The 17,964-nt window shown below is 32.4% G+C and carries 18 protein-coding genes; all 18 read left to right on the top strand.

Features of this window, described 5'->3' with window-relative positions; genetic code table 11:
* The first annotated feature begins 1 nt into the window (after nucleotide 1).
* From OLM53_RS05590 to OLM53_RS05505, 18 genes are read left to right on the top strand one after another with little or no spacing between them, the layout of a single operon-like run.
* Complete coding sequence (locus tag OLM53_RS05590; protein WP_264522061.1) at nucleotides 2-421, top strand: sugar 3,4-ketoisomerase; 420 nt, start codon at nucleotides 2-4, stop codon at nucleotides 419-421.
* On the top strand, nucleotides 418-1,353 hold the full coding sequence (locus OLM53_RS05585) for a GNAT family N-acetyltransferase (protein WP_264522060.1): 936 nt from the start codon (nucleotides 418-420) through the stop codon (nucleotides 1,351-1,353). Before OLM53_RS05590 ends, OLM53_RS05585 begins: the two co-directional genes overlap by 4 nt.
* A 4-nt stretch (nucleotides 1,354-1,357) precedes the next feature.
* Nucleotides 1,358-2,278, top strand: a complete 921-nt coding sequence (locus OLM53_RS05580) for a DegT/DnrJ/EryC1/StrS family aminotransferase (RefSeq protein ID WP_264522059.1) — start codon at nucleotides 1,358-1,360, stop codon at nucleotides 2,276-2,278.
* A gap of 49 nt (nucleotides 2,279-2,327) precedes the next feature.
* Nucleotides 2,328-3,452 carry a DegT/DnrJ/EryC1/StrS family aminotransferase gene (locus tag OLM53_RS05575; protein WP_264522058.1) on the top strand — a complete coding sequence of 375 codons (1,125 nt, stop codon included), beginning with the start codon at nucleotides 2,328-2,330 and terminating at the stop codon, nucleotides 3,450-3,452.
* Between the two features lie 7 nt (nucleotides 3,453-3,459).
* On the top strand, nucleotides 3,460-4,944 hold the full coding sequence (locus tag OLM53_RS05570) for an oligosaccharide flippase family protein (RefSeq protein WP_264522057.1): 1,485 nt from the start codon (nucleotides 3,460-3,462) through the stop codon (nucleotides 4,942-4,944).
* Between the two features lie 7 nt (nucleotides 4,945-4,951).
* On the top strand, nucleotides 4,952-5,674 hold the full coding sequence (locus OLM53_RS05565) for a cytidylyltransferase domain-containing protein (protein ID WP_264522056.1): 723 nt from the start codon (nucleotides 4,952-4,954) through the stop codon (nucleotides 5,672-5,674).
* Nucleotides 5,640-6,323, top strand: coding sequence for an inositol monophosphatase family protein (locus OLM53_RS05560; protein WP_264522055.1), 684 nt, complete (start codon nucleotides 5,640-5,642; stop codon nucleotides 6,321-6,323). The genes OLM53_RS05565 and OLM53_RS05560 overlap by 35 nt, the downstream gene beginning before the upstream one ends.
* Entirely contained in the window at nucleotides 6,271-7,857 is a 1,587-nt protein-coding gene (locus tag OLM53_RS05555; protein WP_264522054.1) for an N-acetylneuraminate synthase family protein, read from the top strand. Before OLM53_RS05560 ends, OLM53_RS05555 begins: the two co-directional genes overlap by 53 nt.
* Nucleotides 7,858-7,863: 6 nt before the next feature.
* A complete protein-coding gene (locus OLM53_RS05550) occupies nucleotides 7,864-8,799 on the top strand; it encodes a glycosyltransferase family 2 protein (RefSeq protein ID WP_264522053.1) in 936 nt (311 codons plus the stop codon).
* Nucleotides 8,800-8,825: 26 nt separating this feature from the next.
* Nucleotides 8,826-9,899: a DegT/DnrJ/EryC1/StrS family aminotransferase gene (locus OLM53_RS05545; RefSeq protein WP_264522052.1), complete on the top strand. Its 1,074-nt coding sequence runs from the start codon at nucleotides 8,826-8,828 to the stop codon at nucleotides 9,897-9,899.
* A gap of 5 nt (nucleotides 9,900-9,904) precedes the next feature.
* Entirely contained in the window at nucleotides 9,905-10,306 is a 402-nt protein-coding gene (locus tag OLM53_RS05540) for a MaoC family dehydratase (RefSeq protein ID WP_264522051.1), read from the top strand.
* A 1-nt stretch (nucleotide 10,307) separates the two neighbouring features.
* On the top strand, nucleotides 10,308-10,877 hold the full coding sequence (locus OLM53_RS05535) for an acyltransferase (RefSeq protein ID WP_264522050.1): 570 nt from the start codon (nucleotides 10,308-10,310) through the stop codon (nucleotides 10,875-10,877).
* 24 nt (nucleotides 10,878-10,901) lie between these two features.
* Complete coding sequence (locus tag OLM53_RS05530; RefSeq protein WP_264522049.1) at nucleotides 10,902-11,921, top strand: glycosyltransferase family 2 protein; 1,020 nt, start codon at nucleotides 10,902-10,904, stop codon at nucleotides 11,919-11,921.
* The gene (locus OLM53_RS05525; RefSeq protein WP_264522048.1) at nucleotides 11,921-13,267 is read left to right on the top strand and encodes a hypothetical protein; all 1,347 of its coding nucleotides are present in this window, start codon (nucleotides 11,921-11,923) and stop codon (nucleotides 13,265-13,267) included. The genes OLM53_RS05530 and OLM53_RS05525 overlap by 1 nt, the downstream gene beginning before the upstream one ends.
* Nucleotides 13,268-13,282: 15 nt before the next feature.
* Nucleotides 13,283-14,719 (top strand): MBOAT family O-acyltransferase, encoded by a 1,437-nt coding sequence (locus tag OLM53_RS05520; protein WP_264522047.1) that lies wholly within the window; start codon nucleotides 13,283-13,285, stop codon nucleotides 14,717-14,719.
* Nucleotide 14,720: 1 nt separating this feature from the next.
* Nucleotides 14,721-15,632 carry a DUF1574 domain-containing protein gene (locus OLM53_RS05515; RefSeq protein ID WP_264522046.1) on the top strand — a complete coding sequence of 304 codons (912 nt, stop codon included), beginning with the start codon at nucleotides 14,721-14,723 and terminating at the stop codon, nucleotides 15,630-15,632.
* A 6-nt stretch (nucleotides 15,633-15,638) separates the two neighbouring features.
* Nucleotides 15,639-16,748 carry a hypothetical protein gene (locus OLM53_RS05510; RefSeq protein ID WP_264522045.1) on the top strand — a complete coding sequence of 370 codons (1,110 nt, stop codon included), beginning with the start codon at nucleotides 15,639-15,641 and terminating at the stop codon, nucleotides 16,746-16,748.
* Nucleotides 16,748-17,944: a hypothetical protein gene (locus OLM53_RS05505; protein WP_264522044.1), complete on the top strand. Its 1,197-nt coding sequence runs from the start codon at nucleotides 16,748-16,750 to the stop codon at nucleotides 17,942-17,944. The genes OLM53_RS05510 and OLM53_RS05505 overlap by 1 nt, the downstream gene beginning before the upstream one ends.
* Nucleotides 17,945-17,964: the final 20 nt, after the last annotated feature.

The raw sequence follows: 17,964 nt of genomic DNA, 5'->3' as shown, positions 1-17,964 counted from the left end.
CATGAGCAGTACAACTACTATCTTTGATTGTAAGCTTTTAGATTTTCCTAAGAACCATCAACTTAATGGAAATTTAACCTCAATTACTAATGGTAAAGAAGTTCCTTTTGATATTAAAAGAATATACTACCTATATGACGTACCAGGAGGGAATAGTAGAGGAGGACATGCACATAAAGATTTGGATCAGATAATGGTTGCTTTAAGTGGGAGTTTTACAGTTACTATTGATGACGGAAATAACAAGCAAAGTTTTCATTTGTTTCAACCTTATCAAGGTTTGCTAATTCCACCAGGTTTGTGGCGAGATTTAGATACTTTTTCCAGTGGTTCTATTTGTATGGTTTTAGCCTCTGAATTGTATGATGAAGCGGATTATTTTAGAGATTATGAAGAGTTTTTAAAGTATAAATTACTATGATTGAGTTAAAAAAATATGATTCCTCTCAGAAAACTATTTGGGATACTTTTATTACCAATTCGAGAGTAAATACATTTCTCTTTCATAGAGATTTTATGGAGTATCATTCCGATAGATTTGAAGATTTTTCATTATTAATTTATCGAAAAGGAAAGCTAGAAGCTGTTTTGCCTGGCAACATAAAAAATAATATTTTCTATACTCATCAAGGTTTAACTTATGGCGGATTAGTTACATCAGCTAAAATAACAGCAATTGATGTCCTCCATATTTTTGAAGAAGTAAATCTTTTTTTAAAAGAAAACGCAATAAATGAAGTGGTATATAAAGCAATACCATTAATTTATCACAAACAACCAATGCAAGAAGATGTTTATGCATTGTATAGACTTAAAGCAGATAAAATATCGTGTACGCTATCAAGTTCTATCTTTACAAAAAATAAAATCCCTTTTACAGAATCGAGAAAAAGTGGGTTACGGAAAGCGAAAAATACAGGAATTAGTATAGAAGAAAGTACAGATTACACATCTTTCTGGAATATATTAGATACAAATCTTACCAATAATCACGGAGTAAAACCAGTACATACTTTAGAAGAAATTGTAAAGTTGAGAAATTTATTCCCAGAAAATATTAAGTTGTTTTGTTCTTATCTTGATGGAAAAATGATAGCAGGCACAGTACTTTTTATCATGGAAAATATCATTCATGTTCAGTATATTTCAGCCAATGATGAGGGAAAATTATCAGGAGCTATTGACTTATTGTTTGATGAAATTATTAATGTGATTTTCAATGACATTGAAGTAATTGATTTCGGTCATTCTAATGAAGATTCAGGAAATTATTTAAATGAACGATTAATTTTCCAAAAAGAAGGATTTGGAGGTCGAGGAGTAGTGTATGAAATATATAGTTATAAAATTTAAATAGGTGTTTGTACTAAATCCAGATCAATTTTTGTTGCCAGCTTACAGACTATGTCCATTTAAAACAGACTATGTTGCTTCTAATTCTGTAGTACCTGAAGATGATTTTGCAGTAACTTACTTTAATACTAAATTCGGAAAAGGGAACTGGCGCTATACTTTCAACGGGCGTGAAGCCATCCGATTAGCACTAGAAAGCTATGAGTTGCAACCAACAGATTTGGTGACTATAATTACTACATCTCAGAACTTTTATATCAGTTCTTGTGTAACCAACACTATTGAAAAATTTTGTCGTTGGAACAGAGAATTACTTCCTGAAACTAAATTGATATTGGTTAATCATGAATTTGGATTTGTTCATCAACAAATGGAAAAGTTAGTAGCTACTGGATTACCAATCATCGAAGATTGCTGTACCACTTTTTTTAGTCAAGACAGTAATAATGCTATTGGGAAATATGGTGATTTTTCGACTTACAGTTTTACCAAATTTTTTCCAATTCAAATAGGTGGCATTTTAGTAAATAATAAAGGGATTTCAAAAATTAATACATCTAGTTTAAGCAGTCAACAAACACAATATATTCAAAATGTACTTTCAAATCAGTTGAAAAACAACCCAATTCAATTGGATAAAAGAAAGAAAAATTATGATTGTTTATTGGAGTTATTGATTCCATTAGGTTTTACAGCACGCTTTGACAATACTGATTCAACTGTTCCTTATGTTTTAGTTCTGAACAATAATGGGGTGATTAAAGATTTAAATGAACTAAAAATATTTTTAAATAATAACGGAATACAAAGCAGTGTTTTTTATGGAGAAGATGCCTTTTTTATTCCTTGTCATCAAAATTTAGAATCTTTAGACTTGAGCTATTTTAGTCAGGTAATCAAAGAAATAATAAAAAAAGTTCAATAGAGGTTCTGAAACAACCTTAATTACAAAAGTATTTAACGAATAAATTACAATGATTAAATTCTTAGACTTACAAAAAATAAACGCTCAATATGCAAACGAACTAAAGCAAACGGCTTCAGAAGTTATTGATTCTGGTTGGTTTTTAATGGGTGAAAAAGTAAATAGTTTTGAAACTAAGTTGGCCAACTATATCGGAACAAAAAATGCCATAGGGGTAGCCAATGGATTAGATGCTTTGCGATTGATTTTAAAAGCATACATCGATATGGGTGTTATGAATGAAGGTGATGAAGTGATTGTTCCAGCAAATACCTATATAGCTTCTGTTTTGGCTATTACAGATAACCGATTGAAACCTATTTTAGTTGAACCAAAAGTTTCTAACTTTAATATCGATATTGATTTAATAGAAAGTCAAATCACTCCGAAAACGAAAGCCATAATGATTGTTCATTTATACGGACAAGTTTGTTGGAATGACAAGTTAGCCGATTTGGCTAAAAAATACAATTTAAAAGTTATCGAAGATAATGCCCAAGCCATAGGTGCTATATGGAACGGAATTAAAACAGGAAATCTTGGTGACGCAGCTGGGTTTAGTTTCTATCCTGGAAAAAATCTGGGTGCTTTAGGTGATGCCGGAGCTGTGACCACTAATGATGATGCATTGGCAAAACACATTCGAGCTTTAGGAAACTATGGTAGTCAAAAGAAATATGTCAACGAATTTCAAGGATTGAATAGTAGATTAGATGAGATTCAGGCTGCTTTTTTAGAAATAAAACTGAAATACATCGATACCGAAAATCAATACCGAAGACAATTAGCATCGTTATATCTTAAAGGAATTAAAAATCCAAACATAACATTGCCATTTCCAGAAAATACCAAATTGGATTATGCTCAAAATACGGAACATGTTTGGCATTTGTTTGTTATTCGTTGCACAGATAGAGAGAAATTGCAAGAATATTTAATAGCAAACGATATTCAAACGTTGATACATTACCCAATTCCACCCAACAAACAGCTTGCCTATAAAGAAATGAATCATATGGATTATCCAATTACAAATGCTATACACAACGAGGTAATGAGTATACCAATTAGTCCGGTGATGATTGAGGATGAAGTTCAAAAAATTATAACCATCTTAAACGAATTCAAGGTATAATTTAACGGTGCAAAAATCTACCAGTTATAAATCTATTTTTAAAGCAACTTCAATTTTTGGAGGCGTTCAGGTATTTAACATTTTGGTTACCCTTATTCGTAGTAAAGCGGTCGCTGTCCTTATTGGAACTGCTGGAATGGGTTTGAACGGTTTGTTTATGTCAAGCTTGAATTTAATCAAAACCATTTCTGGGCTTGGTATTTCGGAAAGTGCAGTTCGCGATATATCCAAGGCACACTCTACAGGTGATACCGAGCATATAGGAAAGACCTTTACCGTTTTTAAACGCTGGATTTGGATAACGGCTGCTCTGGGAATTGTAATAACCATTGCATTTTCACCTCTTTTGAGTAAAGTTGCTTTTGGCTCGACCAAAAATTGGACTTCTTATATTTGGCTTTCGGTTACATTTCTTTTTGGAGCATTATCAGGTGGAATCTATACATTTTTAAGAGGAACACGACAAATAAAATATTTGGCTCAAGCCAATATAATTGGTGCCATCGCAGGATTGTTTGCCGCTTTACCAATTTTCTATTTTTACGGAATTGAAGGCATCGTTCCGGCAATTATCTTAACCGCCTTAGGAAATTACTTGGTTTCGCTCTATTTCAGAAGAAAAGTCAAGTTTACCAAGGTAAATATTAGTTGGACTGAAACATTTAGTTTGGGTAAACCAATGGTGCAATTAGGATTGAGCTTAACCTTGATTAACCTAATGACAGCTGCGATTGCGTTTGTTTTAAACGCATTCATTTCCAAAACCGGAAATCTGTCTGACCTTGGCTTGTACAATGCAGGTCAGGCCATTGTTGAAGGTTATGTCGGAATGGTTTTCACGGCTATGGCGACTGATTATTTCCCGAGGTTATCCGGAGTTATTAGCGATGATAAAAAATGGAAACAACTTGTAAACGAGCAGTCAGAATTAGTTATTATTATTCTGAGTATCGTTTTGGTATTACTAATTTCAACCACGCCAATCTTAATCCGTATTTTGCTAAGTAAAGAGTTTTTAGCTTCACAAGATTTTATTCTTTGGGCTGTACTTTCAATACCATTAAAAGGATTGGTTTGGGTTACTGGATTTGTAATTTTAGCCAAAGGACACAACAAGCTTTTCCTTACCGTTGAATTAATTACCAATATAATTTTACTCGGATTCAATTTGGTGTTTTATAAATTTTATGGGCTTAACGGACTTGGAATATCTATTATAATAAGCTATTTTATTTTTACTATTATTATGATTGCCGTTTTAAAATCGAAGTATCAATTTAATTTTTCAAACGATGTAATACTGCTTACACTGAAAAGTTTAATTGCTTTATCATTGTGTTTGGCATCAATAAAACTCTTGGGGTATCCCAATGCTTATTATGTTGAAGCGGTTATTGTTGTAATCACCATTTCGTACAGTTTATACGAACTCAATAAAAGAGTAAATCTCAAAGGGATTTTACTTTATGTTAAAGACAAGATTAAAAGATAAAATATAAATGAAAATATACGCTATAATTCCGGCCCGTTCTGGTTCAGTCGGAGTAAAAAATAAAAACATCAGACCCATCGGTGGGCAACCCTTGATGTCGTATTCCATTCAGTTTGCCAAAGCTTTAGGGGTTGATCGAGTTTTCTGTTCTACTGATTCGGAAGAATATGCAACTATTGCTAAACAATATGGTGCTGAAGTTCCTTTTTTACGCTCTGATTTTGCAGCTTCTTCTACAGCTATGGAACAGGATATTTTAGTCGATTTGTATCAAAAGTTTGAAGAACATAACATTCCACAACCCGATATTTTAGTTTGGCTCCGACCAACATTCGTTTTTAGAAGCCTTGCCGATGTTCAAAAATGCATTGATCAATTGAAAAATGATTCTTTATTGTCTGCTTCAAGAACGGTTTGTGAAAGCGAAGGAAGATTATACAAAGTAGAGAACGATATTTTAGTACCTTCATTTGATGATAATGGAAAATCGATGATGAGAAGACAAGATTTTGGAGATAGATACAAAGTCTTCAGTACCGATGTTTTTAGATCCGACAAAAAAAATACTACTGATGATTTCCTAGGCAGAAAAGTAGGAGCGGTAGTAACCAATAAATTATGCGGTTTGGATATCGATGATGAATTTGATTTCCAAATTGTAGAAAATGTTTTAAAATATAACAGCGCTATTATAAATGAGTACATTGACGCCTCTTATTTCGGAAATTAAAGCCCAATTAGAAACGGTTTTACAACTTCGGAATACCAAGAAAAAGAAAGAAGATGACAGCTATGTCTCTGAAGGAGATTTGCTATTGGATAAAGTTTGCATGGATTACATCAACCGCACTTATTCTTCAGTACAAATCATTACCGAAGAAACGTATTCTAATGGAGAAGTCGATTTGAATGCCTTCGAATACACTGCCGTTGTTGACCCGATTGATGGAACCGAAAATTTCGTTTCAGGCTTAATGGAGTGGGGTGTTGGCGTTTGTATTTACAAAGGTTCACAATTCGAAGAAGCTTTAATTGCTTTGCCCGAATTGAATCAGTATCTGTTAAGTGATTCGTTGGTCTTCGAAAAGTATGATTCCAGAATCTATGGCATTTCATCATCATTGACAAAAGAAGATTTACTAAATTTAGAATCAGGCTTTGAATACCGAATCATCGGTTGTTGCATGTATAATATGTTTAATGTAATCACCGGAAGATACAAGATGTTCCAAAATCCAAAAGGTGCCCGTTGTTGGGATATTTTACCTGGACTTAATATGGCGCATAAACTAGGATTAGACGTTACCGTAAATAATAATAAATACAATGGAGAATTTTTACAACCAGCTGAAAAGTATCGTTTCAAAATTTCCAACTGATTTCAATAACATCGTTATTGTTGGAAAAGGCGAGAGCATAAAGCAAATTAATAAAGAGGTGCTTTCGGGGTCGTTGATTATCAATGTCAACGATTCGGAGTTGTTGATTAACGGTCACTTTACCATTTTTTATGCTGAAAGAGTTTTAGAATCATTAAAGAAAAATGGTTTTAAAAACGAGGTATATATTTCAAGTCAAAAGTTGGAACCCGTTCTTCCGAATAGCGCAGAATACATTCACGCTGACTACAATCCGTTAACGAATGAAGGCGTTGAGCATATTGCCGCCCTTTTTGAAAAAGACAGTTTTGAATTAACCGATTTCTTATTGCTTTCGGCCATAAAATTAGCTTGGCTTATCAATCAGGCATCTGCAAAACAGTTACCGATATATTTGATTGGATTTGATTTTGATTTGGAAAAAGAATCCAAACCCAACGATAATTCACAGCATGATGCATTGTACAGAGAAATTCTCTTTAAAACCCAAAAATCGCAATACGCTTTCATTCAGCAATATCTAAAAGACAAATTAGGAATTCAGTTGCGCCACGTTGGCAATGCTAACTTTAGTAGTTTGTCGGTAGCCGAGTTCAATCAACTGACAACACAGGAAACGGTTGTTGCAAAGCAGTCTACATTTGACAATGTTGCCGAATATCAAAAGCTTTTGGATAAAGTTATCTATGAAAATTACACCATCGTTGTGGCCGAATTGACCAACAATCATATAGGTGACATTGATCGACTTCGAAAAATGATTAAACTAGCAAAAAATGCTGGTGCCGATATGGTCAAAATTCAAAAACGAGATGTAGATACTTTTTATACACAAGATGAATTGAATACGGAATATATTTCGCCATTCGGAAACAAATTAAAAGATTACCGCGACGGTGTTGAGCTTGACGATGCTTTGATGAAAGTTTTGATAACCGAATGTGAGCAAAATGAAATTGTCTGGTTTTCATCAGTTCTTGACTATCCTTCGTTGTTATTTTTAGAAAAATACAATCCACCTTTAATCAAACTGCCTTCTACGATTTCCAATCACCGAAACTTCCTTAAAAAAGCCGGAGACGAATTCAAAGGTGATTTAGTAATATCAACAGGTTTCACTGATAAAGAATACGAAAATTTTGTTCTAGAAAACTTCTGTACTAATAGAAATTTATTCTTGTTACAATGCACATCAAGTTACCCTGCACCACCAGAAGCTTGTCAGATTTCGGTTGTGAGACATTACGATAATTTGGATTTACCAAATTTATTTGCTGGATACAGTAGCCACGACATAGGAAGTTTAGGCTGTATGATGGCTGTTGCTGCTGGAGCAAAGATGGTTGAAAAACACGTCAAACTAGGCGATTTAGATTGGATTCATTTTGATGGAGTTGCCTTGGATTTAGCAACAAACCAATTCGAAATATTTGTAAAAGATATCCGTAAAGCAAGTATTATGTGCGGTTCTAAAGAAAAGAAAATCCACAAACAGGAACATCATAAATACACTCCAAACGAGAAACACTTTTAATCCATTATGTTAGTATCTGTTCCAATAACGGCATACAATTCGGCCGAATATATCATAGAAACTCTAGAAAGCATTTATAATCAAACTTATAAAGAGTTAGAGCTGATAATTTCTGATGATTTTTCTACTGACGCAACAATACCTTTGGTAGAAGAATGGGTCAAATTAGATCGAGTAAAAAAACGTTTTTCTAGAATTGAAATCATAACAGTTCCCAATAATACTGGAGTTTCTGCTAATTGCAATCGATGTGTCAATGCTAGTCATTCTGATTGGCTTATGATGGTTGCTGGAGATGACATTCTTTTGCCAGATTGCATTGTAGATAATATGCAATTTGTTGTGGATAATCCCCATGCCCATGTCATTTTCAGTCAAGTAAAATTATATAAAGGCACTTTTGAAGAAAAGAACTATATAAAATCAATTCCCAGTTCGTATCCAAACAATATCATGCACGAATCTTTCGATGCCAATGATCAATACCAATTGCTTTTGTTGTCGGATAGAATTCAATATACTCCTTCTTTTTTTGTTAATAAGAAAGCAATTCATAGTGTTGGAGGTTATGACGAGTCCAATCGTTTGGTTGAAGATTATCCCATGTGGTTGAAATTGACGGGTTCAGGAGAAAAATTGTATTACTTCCATAAAGAAACGGTTGGATACCGAATGCACTCTAAAGCAACTAATAATTCAGGGCAGGATGTTTTAATTAAACCATCAGTAATTAATAGTTATTTAATCCGAAAAAAATATGCGCATCCCCATTTACCAAAACTATTGGTTTTAGAAGAAAAATGGGTTTACAACACGGCTGTACTATTTAAAAAAATGGGAATCACAAAAGCCACAAACTTCAATAAAAAGTTATACAAATTGATGACAATATACCTCAATCCTTTTTTTTATTGTCAAGCGATTATTAAGCGAATTAAATAATTTTTTCATCAGTTAAACACTAGAAAATGATAAACGTTACCAAAACTTTTTTTCCGCCTCTTGAAGAATATGAACAACATTTGCAAAGAATATGGAAAAATCAATGGTTAACCAATAGAGGGGCATTACTTCTAGAATTAGAAGAAAAGATTAAAAAGTACCTTGAAGTTTCCAATGTGATTATCATGAATAACGGAACCATTCCAATTCAAATTGCATTAAAAATTTTAGGGGGTAATGGTGAAATTATCACTACACCTTTTAGTTATGTAGCTACTACTGCCTCAATTGTTTGGGAAAATTGTTCTCCAGTTTTTGTAGATATTCATCCAGAATATTTAACCATTGACGAAACTAAAATTGAAGCTGCTATAACTCCAAAGACTACAGCAATTTTAGCCACTCATGTTTTTGGGAATCCTTGTCATGTTATAGCTATAGAAAGTATTGCTAAAAAACATAATTTGAAAGTGATTTATGATGCAGCACATGCATTTGGTGTTACTTATGAAGGGAAGTCGATATTTGACTATGGAGATGTTAGTACTTGTAGTTTTCATGCTACTAAGTTGTTTCATACTGGAGAAGGAGGGGCTCTTTTTTGTAATGATGAATTACTTAATCATAAAATGTTTTATAGTCATAATTTTGGGCATAATGGACCGTTAGATTTTCATGGTCTTGGGGTGAATGGAAAAATTTCAGAATTAAGTGCGGCTATGGGATTAGCAGTGCTGCCTTATATTGACGAAATTATTCAAAGCAGAAAAGATGTCGTTGATTTCTATACAGAGCACTTAGATTTTGCTAAACTAAAAACAATCAAAATAAGAGAAAATACGACTTGGAATTACAGCTATTATCCAATTTTATTGGAGTCGGAATCAAAATTATTAGAAGTCCAAAAAGCTTTGAATACTTCCGAAATTTTTCCAAGACGTTATTTTTATCCATCCTTAAATACAATTGATTTTACAAAAGGTCAATCCATGCCAGTTTCAGAAGATGTTGCCTCTAGAGTTCTTTGTCTTCCTTTATATAAAGGACTTACAAATGATGAGTTAGAGCTCATAACAACTACTATTAATAGAACAATTTAAGCATTATGAAAAGACAAATTAATGTAGGTGACAAAGCCAACAGTTTCTTTACTTATACAACAGCGTTAGTAGAACAATTTTCTTCTATTTCAAAAGACGTAAATCCAATTCATTTAGATAAAGAATTTGCTGCGAAGACTCTTTTTGAAAAACCTATTGTACATGGTATATTTGTTTCAGGGCAGATTTCTGCACTTATAGCAAACGAATTGCCGGGACCGGGCTCAATCTATCTCTATCAGGATTTAAATTTTTTGGCACCAGTGTATCACGACGACACCATAAATTGCATAGTAGAAGTTGTCGAAAAAAAAGAAGAAAAAAATATTTTAATATTGAAAACAATTTGCCAAAACCAAAACGGGAAAAATGTTATTGAAGGTAAGGCAGTAATAAAACTAGTATAAAATGGGATTTTTAAGCAAAGAGCAACTGTTGTCAATAGGATTTAAGTATTTAGGAAAAAATGTAAATATTTCTGATAGAGCCGTATTTTACAACCCAGGTAATATTAGTATTGACGATAATTCCAGAATCGATGATTTTTGTATATTATCTGCCGGTGAGGGAGGAATTCAAATTGGAAAATATATTCATATTGCTGCTTATTGCTCCATGCAAGGAAGCGGTAAGATTACTATGGAAGATTTTAGTGGACTGAGCAGTAGGGTAGCTTTATACTCAAGTAGTGATGATTACAGTGGAGGTGCAATGACGAACCCTTGTGTACCTAAGGAATATACTAATGTTATATCGGGAGATATCACCATAAAAAAACATACTATTATAGGCGTTTCAAGTTGTATTTTACCTAATGTGACAATTGGAGAAGGTTCAGCAATAGGCGCATTTTCATTAGTAAGTAAAAGTATTGAAGATCATGTTATAGCGGTTGGAGTTCCAGCAAAAGCTAAAGTACCCCGAAAAACAACAATTTTCGAGCTTGAGAAAAAATTCCTTGCAGAGAAAAAAGAGTAATTTCAAAAGGACTTATACTGCTATATGCTCAATACCAAAAAAATAAGTATCATAATTCCAGCCTACAAAGTAGAGGGCTACATTGAAAAATGTATTCGAAGTTTGGCGGATCAAGATTTATCAACGGAAGAATACGAAATCATTGTCACCAATGACGGTTCACCTGATCGTTGTCGTGAGATTGTAGAAGAATTGCAAAAGGAATATTCTAATCTTATATTGATTAATCAGGAAAATCAAGGAGTTTCAATGGCTCGGAATAATGCTATTGCTATAGCACAAGGTGAATATATTTTACCAATTGACCCTGATGACTATGTGGTTCCGAATGTTTTGAAATCGGTTTATGAAAATGCTAAATCCCGAAACTTGGATGTTTTGTATTTGGCCTACGAAATCTTTGACCTTGAAGGAAATTCGGTTTGGGAAACGGATTATGAATCGAAAAACGATACTATATTTGACGGAGTAGAAGGTTACTTTGCACCTCGAAGTGTGGAGATGAAAGATCCTGACAGGAGTTGGGCCGTACTTTACCGATTGGAAATGTTGAATCAAAATGGAATCAATTACCCTAAAAATGTGCCTTTTTTAGAAGATGGTTTGTTTTTAGGTAAAGTGTTTACAGTGGCTAAGCGAGTTGGATTTTTATCAGCCAAATTTTATCAAAGAGCCACTAGAATGGGTTCTGCCACGAATTCGAAGTTGTTGTTTTCTAAAAAAGCTATAGATGGCTTTTTACTTGCAGTAAATGACTTAATGTATTTTTCTAAAACCATTCCGAATCAAAGTAAAGAACGTGGATTAATAAATCACGTAACGGCGAAGTTTGTCTTTTTGCCTTTGAGTTCGTGTTTAAAATCAAACAACTTCAAGGACTTTTTTAAAATAATTAATGCATTGAAAAAATTAGGTTTAAAGAAGCTTGATTTATATGGTTGTAGCGGAGTTTATCTTAGATATGGTATAGCTTACAACAAATCTATTGCACATTTTATGGCAGTATATTACAGCCGTCTTTTTAAAGTAAAATACAGCCGATAATGACTGAAAAAATAGAACAATTTTATCATGCATTATATACCGAATTACAGTCTAAATTGGGTGTTTGTATTTATAAAGAGATTGATGTTGTTCCGTTGGAAATTCAGTTTTACATCAACACTTTTATCAATAGTAAAACGTTTATTCATCGCATTGAAGAAGCGGTTTCAGAGAAAGAGCTACAGCTTTTAGTAGAACGTTATTTTGAAGGCTATTTTTTGGCTAAAAAAAACAGTCAAAAAATAGTGGTTATTATTAAAGATGTTTTCAGGTATTTGAATCATCAGTTATTTCATAAATCAAAGCAATCAAAAGCTGATTTCTTTGTGTTAATTACCAATAAAAAGTTCTTTTCGTATATCAAACCTATTCAGGATGTATTGGAACAAAAGGGACAGAAAGTAGCATTTCTGCTTTGGGATAAAAACGATTCTAATCAAAACACCCATTTGCCTAAGACCGCATTTCCTGCTTTTTGGAAAAAAGGGTATTTGGAATATCACAGCTTTACAAGCTTGATTGACCGAGCTAATGGATTTTTACCATTGTTAAAAAACAAAAAAGGTATTCTAATTGAAGGTGATTTAGAAGCACACCATATTTTAGGTTTGTTAGGTAAAGAACATCAATTTGAAACTTATTGTTTACAATGGGGATTCTTCGGGAAGACTGCAACAAAGCCGGGTTGGAGAGATATGCCTTATGATAAGCTTTTAGTTTGGGGCGATTTTTTTGCAGAGAACTTTAAAGTATATAATCCAAAACTAAACATTGTTTCTTGTGGGCACCCATCATTACAAAAAAATGTTATTTCTGATAAAGGAAACGTAATTTTATTCGCAGTTCAAAAGCAGTTTGGTGAGCATATCACTAAGCAGGATGTTATTGATTTTATTCATTTTGCTGTAAAAACTGCCACACAAATGCCCAAATATAAAATCATTGTCAGAAGCCATCCCGATTTTGAAATTCCAGAAAGCATCAAACAAGTATATCAATCGATTGGGAATGTCATTTGGCACGATTATAAAAATTTTAGCCTAAGTCAGAGTTTGAATCAAGCCAAATATTGTGTCAGTATTTCGTCAACAGTAAGTTTAGAATCGATAGCATTTGGATGTTATCCAGTGTATTTAAAAATCAATGATTTACCGTTGCAAATTCATCAGTTACTAGCACAGCATTCAGAGTATCAACACGTTTTTGATGCTGAGAACTTTGTGTCTGGAATTCAACATTTGGAAAAACAAAATCTGAAAGACTATTTGACCGATTTTGAACATAAGCTCTACAGAAAGCTAGGAAATGAAGCTATAAATGCCATTATTTCTGAAATCAACACTTAAACTTATCCGCCATCTATGCTTTTTAATTCTATAAATTTTGCAATTTTCCTTCCAATAGTTTTTATTCTCTATTGGTTTTTTGCAAATAAAAATCTGAAACTCCAGAATTTGTTGATTCTAGTTTCAAGTTATTTCTTTTATGCCTGTTGGGATTGGAGATTCATGTTTTTATTAATCTTCTCTACACTTTTAGATTATTTCACAGGACTAAAAATGCATGAATCAGAAAATGGTAAACAAAGAAGATTTTGGTTTTGGTTAAGTATTATTGTTAACCTTGGATTTTTAGGAATTTTTAAATACTATAACTTTTTCGCAAAATCTTTCTCAGAATTGATTGCTAACTTTGGGTTGCAGGTTAATCCTTGGACCTTAAAAGTGATACTTCCTGTTGGGATTTCATTCTATACTTTTCACGGATTATCCTATGTAATCGATATTTATAAAAAAAGAATTCCAGCAGAAAAAAACTTTGTAGAGTACGCTGTTTTTGTTAGTTTCTTTCCTCTTTTAGTAGCTGGGCCAATAGAAAGAGCAACCCATTTATTACCACAAATAAAGGTCAAAAGAATTTTTCAATATTCTAAAGCTATTGATGGTTTGAGACAAATTTTGTGGGGATTGTTTAAAAAAATTGTGATTGCCGATCAATGTGCGATTTACGCAAATCAAATTTTTAACGATGTTGGACATCAATCAGGAAGTAACTTATTTTTAGGAGCTTTATTTTTCACTTTTCAAATTTATGGCGATTTTTCAGGCTACTCAGATATTGCTTTAGGAACCGCCCGACTTTTCGGGATTGAATTACTTCGAAATTTTGCCTTCCCATATTTTTCTAGAGATATTGCTGAATTCTGGCGTCGTTGGCATATATCATTATCGACTTGGTTTAGAGATTATTTATATATTCCTTTAGGGGGTAGTAAAGGCGGAACTTGGATGAAAGTTAGAAACACATTCATCATTTTTCTAGTTAGCGGTTTTTGGCATGGCGCTAATTGGACTTTTATTGCATGGGGATTTTTAAATGCGTTATTCATAATGCCATCTATAATTTTCAACACGAATCGGAATAATCTTGAGATAGTAGCTCGTGGAAAATATTTGCCAAGTGTCAAAGAGTTTTTATCTATTACGGTTACTTTTCTCCTAACGGTGTTGGCTTGGATATTTTTTAGAGCATCGAGTATAGGAAATGCTTTTTTATATCTAAAAAAATTGTTTTCGGAAACGCTATTTACTTTCCCTACAGTGATGCCTTATCTATTGCTCTTTTTTATTGCCTTTTTTATGACCATTGAATGGTTTGGACGTGAAGAAGAATTTGCCCTAAATAAATTTGGATTAAATTGGCCAAAACTTATTAGACAAGGTTTCTATATGCTCTTGATATGTGCCATTTTCTTGTTCTCAACCAAAGAACAACAATTTATATACTTCCAATTTTAATATGAAAAAGTTCATTATAAAAATAGTATCTTTTGGAATGTTGTTTTTTGTATTTGATAAAATATTTATAGCATTTATCGTCATATCGCCTAGCAAAGAAATAGATAAACGTCTGGAATTATTGATCAATGGAAAAATTAATAAAGAAATTGTAGTTATTGGTTCTTCAAGAGGAGCGAGAAATATTATCGCTTCTGAATTAGAAATGAAAACACATCATTCAGCTTATAACTTATCGTATCCAGGTTCAGATATTGAGTTTCATGAGTTTATAGTTAGAACATTAGTTAAATTCAATAAAGCTCCAAAATTAATCCTGCTTTTTATGGATTATCCTATGGAATTTTTACCAGATTCGATTTTAAATTTTAGGTTAGATAGATTATATCCTTTGGTAAAATACAATTATATCAATAATGAATTGGTTTCAAGAGGAGAAAAAAATAAGGTTATGTCTTATCTATTCGCTTTGCATAGAATGAATAAAGCCAATTTTGATATCAGTCAAAAAAAATTCACTGATTTAGATACTCTTTTTGCTGATGGGTCAATGCCCATAAGTTTTCAAAAGAAAGGTGAAGATTGGACACCATCAACTACTATTGAAAAATATAGAATCGTAAATGAATTAAAAGTAAAGCAAGAAAGTTTCAGAAAAATTATAGCTATTTGTAAACAAAAGAATATAAAATTGGTCTTGGTATTCCCTCCATTATTTGATTCTATGGATTTGAAATTTAAAGAACGAGTATTGCAATTAGCAGGAAACAATATTGATTTTTATGAATATAATGATGAAAATCCTATTTATAAAAACAAAGATTATTTTTATGATAGAACACATTTGAAAAATAATGGCGCATTATTATTTTCGGATGAATTGGCCAACCATTTAAATAGCATTAAGTTTTAATAACCTATGAATTCTAAAAAAATACTAATAGTCTGTAACGGTTTTTATCCCGAAATATCCCCTCGTTCTTTTAGAGCTACCGAATTAGCAAAAGAACTTGTCAGACAAGGAAATGAAATAACGGTTTGTACCCATTTTCGTGACGGACTTGAAGCTTATGCTCTTAAGCATAATTTTAAGGTTATCGATTTAGGAAAACTGACTTGGCCAAGACCAGTAGTAAAAGGTAGTGGAATCGCACTATTATTCAGAAGAATAGTGGCAAGGTTTTCATCCTTGTTATTTGAATATCCATCGATTCAGTTGGTTTCATTGGTTAAAAAAGCGCTTAAGAATGAAAAAGGGTATGATGCTTTAATTTCTATTGCTGTTCCCTATCCAATACATTGGGGTGTTGCTCGCGTTTGGTCGAAAAATAATCAAATTGCTAAAACATGGATAGCCGATTGTGGAGACCCTTATATGGGACAGGAAAATGACACTTTTAAACCTCCTTTTTATTTTGGATGGGTAGAAAAATGGTTCTGTAAAAAAACTAATTTCATAACTGTTCCGACCCAAAACTCTATTCTGGGATATTATCCGGAATTCCATCAAAAAATTAAAGTCATTCCACAAGGTTTTCGTTTTGAAGATGTGACATTGTATGAAGGTGCCCTGGACCAGAACAAAATTATTTTTGGCTATGCCGGAATGTTTATTCCTGGAAGACGCGATCCCTCTGAGTTTCTAAATTATCTTAACGGTTTGGACGACAGTTTTAAATTTGAGTTTCATATTTATACTACCACTCCACAATTTGTAGCACCATTTGTCGAAGCAAGCAATGGTAGAATCATTCTACAACCCATAGTTGCCAGAGAAAAATTACTCTATGAATTATCGAAAATGCATTTTGTAGTTAACTTTGAAAATGTAGGTCACACACAAACACCAAGTAAATTGATTGACTATCTTATTATCGATAAACCAGTATTAAGTATTACTTTTGGTAACTTTGATTCAATTGTTTTTCATGATTTTTTAAAAGGAAATTATATAGGAAAAATGGTTTTACCAGAAAAAGACAATTACCGTATTGAAAATGTTGCTTCTCAATTTTCAGCATTATTATAATGAAAAACGCTATTTTTTATTTTATTATTTTTCCTTTTCTGGGGTTTATTAACGCCATAAAAAACTATAGAAGTTCGTGGGCAAAACCAACAATGATAGCTTTTGTAGCTTTTTTTGGTATGTCGATGGTGAAAAGTGATTCAGTTGATAGTGCCAGATATGTTCATAATCTTGAAAGCATGTATGCTAGCAATAAAAGTTTTGATAATATTAAAAACAGTTTTTATAGTGAAGAAGATGGTCAATTGGATATTTATGTTGCTGTAGTAACTTATGTATTTTCTTTTTTTACAAATAATGGAAACATTCTTTACTTATTTTATGGTTTAGTGTTTGGTTATTTTTACGTCAATAACATAGGTTTAGTTTTAAATCAATCTAAGGGGAAATTAGCATGGGAACAAATTTTATTATTAATTGCCTTTAGTTTTGTTGTTGGATTTTGGACTTTAAATGCCGTTCGAATGTGGACAGCAGCTCATGTCTTTTTTTATGGAGCCTTTTTATATTTATATCAAAATAAAAAAAAGGGAATACTCATAGCTTCTTGTAGTTTTTTGATTCACTTTTCTTTTATACTACCTGTAGCTTTATTAATTGCTTATAGTTTAGTTCGTTTGAATTTTAGGATTTTATATCTATTTTATATTGCCAGTTTCTTTATTGTTGAACTTAATATTGATTTTATTAGAAGTGCACTAGAATCTAATTTGCCCGATTTTATGTTGCCAAAAGTTAAAACTTATTTTAATGATGATTATCTAGAAGGATACGAGGAAGCCAGTGTTGCTGTTAATTGGTATGTTTTGTATTATAAAAAAATACTAACCTATTTTACTGTTATTTTTATTTCAATTTTATTTTTTAAATCAAGCCCATCAGCTCAGGCTCGAAAATTATTAGGATTTACTTTATTGTTTTTATCCGTTGCTAATGTTTTGAGTTTACTTCCCTCAGGTGGTCGTTATTTAAATGTAGCCTTTCTTTTTTCTTTAGCAGTTTCTTTCATTATTGTATCAAATAGCAAAGAACTTCTTATTGCTAAAGGGGTTAAATGGCTTTCGCCAATGTTAATTTTGTTTTGTATCATTTCAGTTCGTTTATCCTTTGACTATTTTAATATCACCACATTAACTAATCCTTTAGTGGTTATGTTTACCAATATTAATACCCCACTTATTGATTTGTTTAAATAAAATCAATCTATTAACAAGTA

Source organism: Flavobacterium sp. N1994 (genome assembly GCF_025947145.1).
Classification (GTDB): Bacteria; Bacteroidota; Bacteroidia; order Flavobacteriales; family Flavobacteriaceae; genus Flavobacterium.
This window is presented reverse-complemented; position numbering and strand designations above follow the sequence as displayed.